Source organism: Janthinobacterium sp. 61, from assembly GCF_002846335.1.
Taxonomy (GTDB): Bacteria; Pseudomonadota; Gammaproteobacteria; order Burkholderiales; family Burkholderiaceae_D; genus Janthinobacterium.
Window position 1 is genome coordinate 5494350 of record NZ_PJMQ01000001.1, and the last position, 12356, is coordinate 5506705.

Annotated in this window: 6 protein-coding genes; 4 read left to right on the top strand and 2 right to left on the bottom strand. The window is 58.2% G+C overall.

Annotated features, from left to right (window positions below; all coding sequences use genetic code 11):
- The first annotated feature begins 142 nt into the window (after positions 1-142).
- The 3 genes from corA to CLU92_RS24990 all read left to right on the top strand — a co-directional run bounded on the left by corA (position 143) and on the right by CLU92_RS24990 (position 5850).
- Positions 143-1108, top strand: coding sequence for a magnesium/cobalt transporter CorA (corA, locus tag CLU92_RS24980; RefSeq protein WP_101484056.1), 966 nt, complete (start codon positions 143-145; stop codon positions 1106-1108).
- A gap of 134 nt (positions 1109-1242) precedes the next feature.
- Positions 1243-2616: a GAF domain-containing sensor histidine kinase gene (locus tag CLU92_RS24985; protein WP_101484057.1), complete on the top strand. Its 1374-nt coding sequence runs from the start codon at positions 1243-1245 to the stop codon at positions 2614-2616.
- Between the two features lie 381 nt (positions 2617-2997).
- Positions 2998-5850: a TonB-dependent receptor gene (locus CLU92_RS24990; RefSeq protein WP_101484058.1), complete on the top strand. Its 2853-nt coding sequence runs from the start codon at positions 2998-3000 to the stop codon at positions 5848-5850.
- Positions 5851-5967: 117 nt separating this feature from the next.
- On the opposite strand, the gene CLU92_RS24995 is transcribed toward CLU92_RS24990, so the two are convergent.
- The gene (locus tag CLU92_RS24995) at positions 5968-7599 is read right to left on the bottom strand and encodes an NAD(P)/FAD-dependent oxidoreductase (RefSeq protein ID WP_101484059.1); all 1632 of its coding nucleotides are present in this window, start codon (positions 7597-7599) and stop codon (positions 5968-5970) included.
- Between the two features lie 1164 nt (positions 7600-8763).
- On the opposite strand from CLU92_RS24995, the gene CLU92_RS25000 reads away from it, so the two are divergent.
- Entirely contained in the window at positions 8764-11625 is a 2862-nt protein-coding gene (locus CLU92_RS25000) for a TonB-dependent receptor domain-containing protein (protein ID WP_101484060.1), read from the top strand.
- Here CLU92_RS25000 and CLU92_RS25005 read toward each other — a convergent pair.
- Positions 11622-11972, bottom strand: coding sequence for an RsmE family RNA methyltransferase (locus tag CLU92_RS25005; RefSeq protein WP_257561774.1), 351 nt, complete (start codon positions 11970-11972; stop codon positions 11622-11624). The two genes, CLU92_RS25000 and CLU92_RS25005, sit on opposite strands and share 4 nt — an antisense overlap.
- Positions 11973-12356: the final 384 nt, after the last annotated feature.

Consider the following 12356-nt stretch of genomic DNA (forward strand, 5'->3'; position numbering starts at 1 on the left):
ATGGCCGGACGGGGACTCCCCCGTCCGCTTTTCCCCTCGGCGTCCCTTGCACGCCACAACACCCACAACAAAGGCGGGCGATAAGGTAAGCTGGCGCCTGCCGGACTGTTTCGTCTGGTCTTAACTTTCATTGTGGAACTGTATGCTGATTAACTGCGTGGCCTACCAGGATGGCAAAAAACTGGCCGACTTGCCGATTGACGATATCAGCGATTACGTCGAGCGCCCCGACTGTTTCGTCTGGGTGGCCTTGCTCGATGCCACGCCGGCCGAGCTGAAACAGATGCAGCACGAGTTTTGCCTGCATGAACTGGCCGTCGAGGATGCGCAGCGGGGCCATCAGCGTCCGAAGATCGAGGAATATGGCGACTCCCTGTTTGCCGTGGTAAAAACCGTGGAAATGGTCGAGAACGAACTGGTCATGGGCGAAGTCGACATTTTCGTTGGCGCCAATTATGTGCTCTCGTCGCGCAGCAACAGCTCGCAAGGTTTCCTCGGCGTGCGCGCGCGTGCCGAGCGCGAACCGCACCTGTTGCGCCAGGGCTCGGCCTTCGTGCTGTACGCGCTGATGGACGCCGTCGTCGACCGCTACTTTCCCGTGCTCGATGCACTCGAATCGGAGCTGGAGCTGATCGAGGACCGCATCTTCGACCGCGGCACCGAGCGCGACAATATCGAACGGCTGTACCAGTTGAAACGCAAGGTCATGGTTTTGCGCCACGTGGTGGCGCCCCTGATGGAGGCGGTGGGCAAGCTGCACGGCGGGCGCGTGCCGCCGCTGTGCCACGATACCCAGGAGTATTTCCGCGACGTGCACGACCACCTGGCGCGCATCAACGGCACGCTCGATACCATCCGCGACACCATCAGCACGGCGATCCAGGTGAATTTGTCGATGGTGGCCATCGATGAAAGCGAAGTGAACAAACAGTTGGCGGCCTGGGCGGCTATCTTCGCCGTGTTCACGGCGTTTGCCGGCGTGTGGGGCATGAACTTCAAGTTCATGCCCGAGCTGGATTGGCAATACGGCTATCCCGTGGCCGTGGGCCTGATGAGCTGTGTCTGCGGTTATATGTATTACTTGTTCAAGCGTTCCGGCTGGCTATAAAAAATTCCTGTGTATCTGTATTATTAAACAATAGTCAGGGGTACAATCGCGGCAGGTCCGCTCGGGCGGGCCATGGCTGAGGGTTGCCACGCCGGCAGGTTTGCTGGTGCTTCCAGTGTTGCGCAGGAGCATACATGAGTATTCCCTTGTTTGATGTGAATTCGCAAGAACCCCTGTTCGATCCCGAGCAGCGGCGCACCTTGGCGGAAGCGGCCCTGCGCTCGATCACAGCCTCGACGGCGCACGCCCGTGGCGACGACTTCCTGCGCATCCTCGTCAAGGACCTGGCCGAAGCGCTCGACGTGCACTATGTGATCGCCGGGCGTCTGGTGCGCATGGACGATGGCAGCGAAGGCATCCGCACCCTGGCCCTGTGGGGCGGCGACGGCTACCAGCCGAACATCGAATACAGCCTGCAGCACACGCCTTGCCAGGACGTGACCTGCCAGAGCATGTGTTTTCATGGCAGCGATATCCAGCGTCGCTTTCCATACGATAGTCTCCTGGTCGACATGCATGCGGAAAGCTATGTCGGCATGCCGCTGATCGATACCGAAGGCAAGACCCTGGGCATCCTGTCGGCCATCGACACGCGTCCCATCGATGAAAACAAGCGCTTGCTGGCCTTGCTGCTGCTGTCGATCTTCTCGGCCCGCAGCGCGGCCGAGCTGCAGCACCAGGAGCGCACCCAGCAGCTGGAAGAAATCGTGCGCGTGCGCACCGAATCGTTGCTGGCGGCGCAGGCCAACCTGATCGAGCAGGAACAGATGGCGGCCCTCGGCTCGCTGGTGGCCGGCGTGTCGCATGAAGTCAACACGCCCATCGGCGTGGCGCTGACGGCGGCGTCGAGCATGGGCAGTTACGCCGACCAGCTGGTGCAGCTGCTGGGCGGTGCCAAGGTCAGCCGGGCCGAATTGATCGACATTGCCGAAGCCTTGAAAGGCGCAGCCGCCTTGATCGAGCGCAACCTGGCGCGCGCCGCCGACCTGATCGGCAATTTCAAGCAGCTGGCCGTGGACCAGGTCAGTGAGTACGTGGCCGACCTGGCGCTGCACGACTATGTGCATGGCCTGGTGTCGGCGCACAGCCCGGAACTGCGCAAGGCGGCGCTGGGCGTGGAACTCGATATCGCGCCCGATTGCCAGGTGCGCCTGGCGGCTGGAAAACTGTCGCAAATCCTCTCTAACCTGCTGATGAACAGCGCCCGTCACGGCTATCCGCAGGGCGGACCAGGACGCATCACGATACGCGCGCGCATCGAGGCGGCCGCGGATGACGCGGCCGCGCGATGGCTGCTGCTGGAGTTTTCCGACGATGGCGTGGGCCTGGCGCCGGCCGTGCGCGAACATATGTTTGAACCGTTTTTCACCACCAAGCGGGGCCAGGGCGGCTCCGGCCTGGGCATGCACATCGTCTACACCATCGTACAGCAACTGGGCGGCCAGGTCAGCGCCATCGATCGCACGCCCGGCTGCCACATACAGATCAGGCTACCGCTGGCCAGCTGACCCAGGCGTGCTTCGTCAGGCCACAATTGTTTCCCTCTTAAACTATTTATCAAAATTGCATTGTTCGTCAAATATGCGCAGGCATATTTGTGAAAACGGGCGCGAGTGTTGTTTCTATGCATGAACTGGGAATTCAATTATTGACACTGAATTTACGTCATGTTTTGATGAAATGTATCAGCCTGTAACAAAGTATTAGTAGATTTGTAGCAGAGTTGGCAAGGTGCCGCAAGACACTCCCCAGCTGGTTCGGCGCATCTCGGTGGGGGTGTGGTTTTGAAGGCTGAGCTACACGAAGACTGATAGTTGGATTCGCAATGTATTAACCCTCATCTACACGATGACGGTTTTCTAAAATTTGCCTTATTCAAGGATATAACAATGCTTAAAGAAACCGTATTATCTCGCTCTGTGCGCCTGATGTTTTCAGGGATTGCCATTGGCGTGCTGGCTCAGCCAGTACTCGCACAAGAGACCGCACCTGCCTCTCCTACTGTACAACGGGTGGAGATCACCGGTTCGAATATTCGTCGCGCGCAAGCTGAAGGTGTTTCTCCAGTTCAAACCCTGAGCCGGGCAGATATCGAAAAATCGGGTAAATCGACGGTGGCGGAATTGCTTCAGACGCTGGCGGTCGACAACCAAGGGTCGGTTCCTACCAGCTTCGGCAATGGCTTTGCCGCCGGCGCATCGGGTATTTCCCTGCGCGGCCTGGGCACCGCTTCCACGCTGGTTCTGCTCAATGGCCGCCGCATCGCGCCTTACGGCCTGGCGGACGACGGCCAAAAGGTTTTTTCTGACCTGAATATCATTCCCGCCGATGCGGTAGAGCGCGTCGAGATTCTGAAGGATGGGGCTTCGGCAATTTACGGTTCCGACGCCATCGCTGGCGTGGTGAATATCATTCTGCGCAGTGATTTTCAGGGAACCACCCTGAAGGTCAGCTATGGACAGACGGGTTACAGCGATGGTGGCGATGTGCGCCTCGCCGTGACGCATGGCTTTGGCGATATCGTCGCTGACAAATACAACGTGGTCATGAGTGCCGAATATGGCAAGAAAAATGCCGTCTGGAACCGTGACCGCTCCGACCGAGGCTATATTGGCGCTTCGGACTTACGCAATTACGGTTTTGATGCACAACAGGCGCTCGGCGGTACGGGTGCCATTACGGGCAACAACGCTGCAGGCAGTGCGATCAACGGCAACGTGCGTAATCCGACGACGCTTGATTACTACAACCGCGGCAACCCGAACGGCGTCGGTTTCACGCGGACCTTTCCAGGCGCGGCCTGCTCCAACTTCACCAACCATCCGCAAGGCGACCCAGGCGGTGGTTGCCTGATTGACGCTCCGCAACTGTACAGCCAGATGCAGCCTAGCCAGGAAACGGGCAATGTCTTCCTGCGCGGCACTTTCCAGCTCAGTCAGGACGTCCAGGCTTATGCCGAAGCGAACTATTTCACCAGTCAATCCTCTTCGTCAACGACGCCGACCGGTATCAGCGGCAGCGTTGGCTACCCGGGCGGTCCGGTCAGCAATGCGGCCGTGGCCTTGGGCGCCAATCATCCTGACAATCCGTATTTTGGGACAGCCGCGCGCTTCCGCTACCTGGCGGCCGATCTCGGTCCTCGCGTCAGCAATATCGATTCGACGTTCACCCGCTTCGTCACTGGCCTGAAAGGCAGCGCCGCAGGATGGGATTTCGATACGGCCTTGCTGTATTCGCAGAACAAGGTGTCCAACGACCGCTCCGGCTATCTGCAGCGCGACGTGATGTTTGCACTGCTTAACCCGACAGCCGCGAATGTGGCCGCCGCGAGGAGCAATCCGGCATATGCAGCATTGCCAGCAGGCAGCTACTGGCGCATCGGCGAAAATGCAGGCTTGAATTCGGCTGCCTTGTACGCTGCGCTGGCACCGAAGATCTCCAACGATGCGACGACCAAAATGGCGCAGATCGACTTCAAGGCGTCGCGCGAGCTGATGGCCTTGCCAGGCGGCGCTCTCGGTATCGCCGTCGGTGCGGAATATCGTCACGAATCGACCGAACTGGCACCAACGGCGGGCACGGACAAGGGCAATATTGTCGGCCTGGGGTATTCGGCATACGAAGGCAGCCGCAGTGTTACGGCCGCTTATACGGAGCTGGTGGCGCCGGTATGGAAAGGCGTCGAGCTGTCGGGCGCCATCCGCGCCGACCATTTTTCCGATGTCGGCAATGCTTACACGCCGAAGGTCGGCTTGAAATGGAATCCGGTCAAGGAATTTGCCGTACGCGCTTCGTTCGCCAAGGGCTTCCGTGCACCTAGCGCGGCGGAAAACGGCAAGGGTGGCCTGGCTGCCTTCTCGTCGGCCAGCGATCCGCTGCGCTGCGCCTTGGGTGTGACCAGCGCCTGCTCGGCCGGTTCTATTGCCATCATTACCTCGCCGAACCCTGCTTTGTCTCCGGAAAAATCGAAGAGCTCGAATATCGGTTTCGTGTGGGATCCATTGCCTAAGACAAATCTGACGGTGGACTTCTGGCAGATCAAGCGTACCAACGAGATCAACCAGGAGCAGACGGACGCGGCGATTGCCGCCGGCCATGTGGCGCGCGATCCTTCGACCGCGCAGGCCGGTATTGCTGGCGACCCGGGTGCCATCACGGCAGTGCTGGCGAACTATGTGAACTCGGCCCAGACCAAGGTACGCGGCGTCGACCTGGACTTCCGTCAAGGCTTCGACCTGGGTGCAGGTTATGGCAAGCTGACTTTCGATGCGAAGTGGACGCACCTCTTCACGTTCACCCGCACGGAAAAGGACGGCTCCTCGCGTGACTTTGCTGGTACACACGGCAATTGCGACGTGAGTAACTGCATGGGAACGCCGGATAACCGTGTCAACCTGGGCCTGACCTGGGAGCTCAACAAGTTGCGTGTCTCGGCTGCGGCCAACTACCGCGGTGCTTTGAAAAACACCAACTTCAAGAACGATCCGGATGGTTGCGCCTTCCACTACGCCAACGGCGACGATGCGCCGGCAGGTTGCGAGCTCGCTTCGTTCACCAGCATTGACCTGAATGCCCGCTACAAGATCAACGAGAAGATGGAGTTGTTCGGTACGGTGCAGAACTTGTTCGACAAACGTGCTCCGCTCGATCCGCTGACCTATGGTGCGGTTTCCTACAATCCGCTGGATTTTGCTGGCGCCGTAGGCCGCTACTTCTCGGGAGGCTTGAAGTACACCTTCTAAGCGCATGATGGCGCCCCTTGGGGCGCCATCGACTACGCTGGATAACCGGCCGGGCCCGTCACGGGGCCCGGCTTTTTTTATGGCTGGCCGCCACGAGGGCGGCGGGTACGCGCCTGTCTAGTCGCGCGCCGCCATCGACAGCGCCACCGCTTCGGCCACCTTGATGCCGTCAACGGCCGCCGACAGGATGCCGCCCGCATAGCCGGCGCCTTCGCCGGCGGGGAACAGGCCCCGTGTGTTCAGGCTTTGCAGGTTGTCGTCGCGGCGCTTGATGCGGATCGGTGAAGAGGTGCGCGTTTCCACGCCCGTCAGCACGGCGTCGGCCTTGTAATAGCCCTTGATCTGCTTGTTGAATGCAGGAAACGCTTCGCGCAGGGCCGTGATGGCGTATTCGGGCAGCGACGGCGCCAGGTCCGTCAGGTGCACGGCCGGCTTGTACGAGGGCACCACGCTGCCAAATTCCGTCGAGGCGCGACCGGCGACGAAGTCGCCCACCAGCTGGCCAGGGGCATCGTAGTTGCTGCCGCCCAGGGCAAACGCGCGCTCTTCCAGGTCGCGCTGCAGGGCGATGCCGGCCAGCGGGTCGCCCGGATAGTCAGCTGGCGTGATGCCGACGACGATGGCGCTGTTGGCGTTGCGCTCGTTGCGCGAGTACTGGCTCATGCCGTTCGTCACCAGGCGGCCCGGTTCGGAGGCGGCGGCCACCACCGTGCCGCCCGGGCACATGCAGAAGCTGTAGACGGAGCGGCCATTGCTGGCGTGGTGCACCAGCTTGTAGTCAGCCGCACCCAGGATAGGGTGGCCGGCGCTGGGGCCGAAGCGGCAGCTGTCGATCAATGATTGCGGGTGTTCCACGCGGAAGCCGATCGAAAACGGTTTCGCTTCGATGTACACGCCGCGGCGGTGCAGCATTTCGAAAGTGTCGCGCGCGCTGTGGCCGATGGCCAGCACCACGTGGTTGCTGGCGATGGTCTCGCCATTGTCCAGCACCACGCCGCGCACCTGGCCGCCGTCGGCACCTGGCACGATGTCGAGATCGACCACTTTGCTGCTGAAACGGTATTCGCCGCCCAGCTGCTCGATATTGGCGCGCATTTCTTCCACCATCTTGACCAGGCGGAAAGTGCCGATGTGCGGCTTGCTCACATACATGATTTCCTCGGGCGCACCGGCCTTGACGAATTCCGTCAATACCTTGCGGCCGTAGTGCTTGGGGTCCTTGATCTGGCTGTACAGCTTGCCGTCCGAAAAGGTGCCGGCGCCGCCTTCGCCGAACTGCACATTCGATTCCGGGTTCAGTTCGCGCTTGCGCCAGAAGCCGAAGGTGTCGACCGTGCGTTCGCGCACTTGCTTGCCCCGTTCCAGGATGAGGGGGCGCAAACCCATCTGTGCCAGGATCAGCGCCACGAACAGGCCGCAAGGGCCCGTGCCGATGACGATGGGACGCGGTTCATTGGTGTGGCCGGCCAGCTGTTCGCCGCCGGCGACGAATTTGTAGTCGGTGTCGGGTGCTGGCATCAGGTGCACATCGTGCTGAAGGCGCGCCAGCACGGCCGCTTCATTCTTGACGTCAACATGCAGCGAGTAAATCAACACCACGGCGCTGCGCTTGCGCGCGTCGTAGCTGCGCTTGAAGACGGTAAAGCCGAGCAAATCGGCGGCGGCGATGCCCAGACGCGCCAGGATGGCGGCAGGCAGGGCTGCTTCGTCGTGTTCGAGGGGGAGTTTTACTTCGTTGAGTCGCAACATGATGTGTAGTCTTAAAAATTGCTGGGCTCCGTATCTAGCGGAGAGTCTGTGAGACGGCGCGTGCGCTGCCATCAGGACGCTATTTTACCTGCTGCGCAACCGTTGATGCGGCGGGGCCGGCCGTCCTGTGCTGCGATGGCAAGGCGCGGACCGTTGCGAATGATCCCGTATCGCTGGCGCTGCTCGAAAAATAGGATACCCGTTCCAGCGCTTTGTGACACGACGCTAAATGTGGCGCAACAGGAAACAAGTTATCGAGGCGAATAACAATCAAGGCAGGAGAATATTATTGCTAGCCGCGCTAATTGGAATGGAAATGCGCCTGCTGAAATGCGCCTGCTGAATATTGGAAGCAAGCCAGAAATGAGGGGGGCGGCAGGGGGATATTGAATCGAATGCGATTTAATTTGTTTCGGTGAGCCAATATATATTTGCGCATAATAAAAGACGCAAACTATTGTATTGAATAATTAATTCAATATGCATGAAATAAACGCAGTCGATATATTAACGTTCCTATGCTGGGTACACGTTATTTTGTTTCAAACCGATTAGTAATGTAGTACAAAAAATGGAGTTTTGATAGCTTTAGTTTATTTTGTTGTATTTTTCCAACGTACCGTTTTTTTCCTGGCGCCAACAGACCGGGTTTTTGGCAGCCGCATGCCAGGCAGGATGGCTGCGGGACTGCCTCTGCATGCTGTAACACATTGGTGCATCATGCAGGGCCCTGTGATAGGGAAAGCGAGGATTTTTGCCTGCGTTGGCTGTTGTTTCTTACGGCGCCAGGCAATCCCGTCCATTTTATTTTTTGGTCTGGATGCACCAAAAAGTGGCGCATCGAACACGGTTGTGTAGCTACTGCACTGCATTGGTGCAATTGCGATTTTTAATCGGTATTGCTGCGATTGTTTTGGCTGGGAATTCAGGCAGAAGCGCAAAAAAAAGTGTTGTTTCTTTGTTGAATGTATTTTTTGCTATTATTGACAGTGCAGCTATTGAAGTGTTTTCATGGCGGACTGTCATAGTAACGTTGCTGGTTCGCTCATAAAGCGATAAACGGTTGGAGACACTGCCGACGGCACGGAGGAAAGACATTAAACATAATTTTATGTTTACCAGAGCCTGACTAGATCAGTAGGTATTATTAAAATCGGAGAACTTATGCATCAACGCACCAAGATTGCAGTAGCAGTAGCGATGGCATTGAACGCACTTACCGCATTTGCCCAAGCGCAAGCTGAAGCCGAAGCTCCTCAGCGCGTCGAAATTACCGGCTCACGTATTCGCCAGGTCGACCTGGAAACGGCACAACCGGTCTCGAAGATTTCCGCACAGCAGATTCAGGCTACTGGCCTGGTCACGGTTGGCGACGTCTTGAATCAAATGACGTCGTCGGCTCCTCCTACCGGTTTCAGCAAGGGCTCGACCCTGACGTCGAACCTGGAAATGGGCGGTCAATACATCGACTTGCGCAACCTCGGCCCTGAGCGCCTGCTGGTGCTGGTCGACGGCAAGCGTTGGACGCAGTCCGTCAATGGTTATACCGATCTGTCGACCGTGCCTACGGCGATGATCGAGCGCATCGAAATTCTGAAAGATGGCGCGTCGGCGATCTACGGCTCGGATGCTATCGCAGGCGTGATCAACATCATCCTGAAAACCCGCATGACCGGTGGCGCTGTCAGCCTCTACAAGGGTATCAACGAAGGCGGCGACGGCAAATCCGAGGACTACTCGCTGACGTACGGCGCTGGCGATGAAAAAGCATCCATGATTTTCGGCATCAGCCACAGCGAACAGCGTGCCGTCTGGGCCCGTGATCGTGAAATCACCAAATACAGCCGTGGTCCTGGCCATCCAGATGCCGGTTTGGGTGGCGGCCCGTGGGGCGCGATCCGTTTGAAGAATGCAGATGGCGACTGGGGCGATCAAATGGTCCTCAATCACACTGGCGGCAAGTATGGTGACGGCGTGGGTGCCGATTCGCGTAATCCGGCCAACTACCACCCTGCCAGCGCCAGCATCAACGACGACAAATACAGCACCACCAATGACATGATGTTCCAGGCGCCGACGGCCCTGACGACCATCATCACCAAAGGTGAAATCGCCTTGCCGAAGGACCTGCGCCTGAAGACGACGGCAATGTATTCCGAGCGTACTTCGAGCACGCAAAATGGCGGCTACCCGCTGCAGTCGGCTACGCAAGAAGCGTTCCCTGTGTACATCGACAAAGACAGCTATTTCAACCCGTACGGCAGTTCCGTCGCTGGCGCGGGCAATGGCCAGGATCTGTACTTCAACCGCCGTACTGTAGAGCGTCCACGCATAACAGAAAACCGTAGCCAGACCCTGCATATTGATGCAGTGCTGGAAGGCGATTTCACATTGCGCGGTTTGCCGTGGAACTGGAGCGCAGGTTACAACCACAACTCCGTTGCGGGCAACATCAAGGGCACGGGCAACCTCAACTTGCTGAACCTGAAAAAGGCCCTCGGCCCATCGTTCAAGAATGCCAGCGGCGTCGTGCAGTGCGGTACGGCAGAGAACCCGATTGCCTTGGGTGCCTGCGTGCCGTTCAATGTCCTGGGCGGCCCGTCCGCTTCGAACAAGCAGGCGCTGGACTACGTGATGGCCACCGGTCAATCGACCTATGGCAGCACGATCAACAGCGCGACCGCTGACATGGCCGGTGAACTGTTCTCCCTGCCAGCTGGCGCAGTCGGCATCGCAGGTGGCCTGGAGCACCGTTCCGTGCGTGGCTTTGACCAGCCTGGCCAGTTTGAGCAATCGGGTTACTCGTCCGACCTGGCCGGTAATGCTACCTATGGTAACTACTCGGTCAAGGAAGCGTATCTGGAAGCAAACATTCCAGTATTGAAAGACAAGCCGTTTGCAAAATTGCTGTCCTTGAACGTGGCATCGCGCTACTCCGACTACAGCAACTTTGGCAGCACCACCAATAGCAAAGTCAGTTTCATGTGGAAACCGGTGGACGACTTCCTGGCACGTGGTACCTGGGCCGAGGGCTTCCGCGCTCCATCGCTGGGCGACACGTTTGGTGGCGGCACGCAGTCGTTCGATGAATACATGGACATCTGCGACAGCGTCAATGGCCAGCGTAACAATCCAACCGTGGCAGCGAACTGCCTTGCAGGTGGTGCGCCAGCCGGTTACCGTCAAGTTGATCAGTCGGGCAACCCAGTCGATGCAGGTGGCAATCAGTCGAACGTGGCATTCCAGGCAGGTGCTGGTAACGCCGCGCTGAAACCGGAAATCGCCAAGACTAAGACCTTGGGCTTCGTCTACAACCCATCGTTCATTCCTGGCCTGAACGCTTCGCTGGACTGGTTCAAAGTCAGCGTCAAGAACCGTATCACGGCAGTTGACGCCGATTTCGTGCTGGAACAGTGCTACCTGAAAAATGTGTCGTCGTATTGCGCGGTCATCAAGCGCGATCTCGCTGGTAACGTGATCAGCTTGGCTCGCGGCAATGCCAACCTGGGCGAATTGTCGACTGAAGGCGTCGACATCGGTCTGGGCTATCGTCTGCCACGCACCGCGTACGGCCAATTCAACATTCGTTCGGACTCGACCTGGGTCAAGTCGTTCAAGAGCAAGAGCTCGGATGAATCTGAATGGCAAGAATACAACGGTGAGTACAACTACAATCGCTTCAAGACGAATTTGACGGTTGACTGGAGCATGGGCAACTGGAGCGCCGCGGTTACCTCGCGTTATGCGAGCGGTGTGAAGGGCAAGTGCTACTCGCCTACGGAAGAGTGCAGCAATCCAGATGGCGATGCAAGCTTTGGCCGTTACAACAAAATGGGTTCGGTTACGTACACCGACTTGAGCGTTGGTTACAAAACGCCATGGAAAGGCCAGATCCTGGTCGGCGCCAACAATGTTTTCGACAAGGCTCCACGCATCACCTACAGCGGCAATTCGTCGGGCAGCTCGGTTGATCCTAATGCGCCTATCGATCGTTTCGTCTACGTGCGTTACAACCAGGCTTTCTAATCGGGCGCGCCGCAAGGCGCGTTGGCTGATAGTCTGAATACAACCCGCCAGGTTCGCCTGGCGGGTTTTTTTTGTCTCGACACGCCCCCCCGCAAGGCGCTCAGCGTCGCCAGCGCCGTCAATCCCGCAGTTTCCGTGCGCAGGATGCGCGGCCCCATAGCCAGGCCGATGGCGCCAGCTGCGATGGCGCCTTTTTCTTTCGTCTCGGTAAAGCCGCCTTCCGGCCCCACCATCACGGTGAGCGCTTGCGGCGGCTGGTAACGGGCCCAGTTGGCCAGCGACTGTTCCTTCTGCGGCGTCAGGATGGCGTGCCTGTGTAGATCATGCAGGCGCGTCCAGTCGTACAAGGCATCTCGGTATGACGCAGGCTCTGATGGCCGCTACTTCAGCAGACACTGGCATGCACGGTCTCTATATGGTGAGCCGAACAGGCGGGGATGACTGAGAAGTCAGGCCGCTTCTTTACCCAAATTTTTCTCCATCGGCGATCTCACCAGCATGCAGGGTAATCTTCCGGCCCTCAGTTCGGCAGGATTGCCGGAAAGCGGCCGCGCCGTGCCTCCTGTATCTGGCGTCGCCCGCGTTTGAGCGGCAGCCGATTTAACAATTCATTCTGGACGTCTTGATATTTGACGGCGAAACGGGTGAGTACAGTATTCCATTTCGATAGTTACCGTGTTATCCAACAAAAATATTGACTTTATCAATTTATTTGTATTTTGTTAGGCTTG

Coding starts and splice junctions, on each gene's coding strand:
- corA (WP_101484056.1), top strand. CDS start 143: ATGCTGATTAACTGCGTGGCCTACCAGGATGGCAAAAAACTGGCCGAC.
- CLU92_RS24995 (WP_101484059.1), bottom strand. CDS start 7,599: ATGTTGCGACTCAACGAAGTAAAACTCCCCCTCGAACACGACGAAGCA.
- CLU92_RS24990 (WP_101484058.1), top strand. CDS start 2,998: ATGCTTAAAGAAACCGTATTATCTCGCTCTGTGCGCCTGATGTTTTCA.
- CLU92_RS25000 (WP_101484060.1), top strand. CDS start 8,764: ATGCATCAACGCACCAAGATTGCAGTAGCAGTAGCGATGGCATTGAAC.
- CLU92_RS24985 (WP_101484057.1), top strand. CDS start 1,243: ATGAGTATTCCCTTGTTTGATGTGAATTCGCAAGAACCCCTGTTCGAT.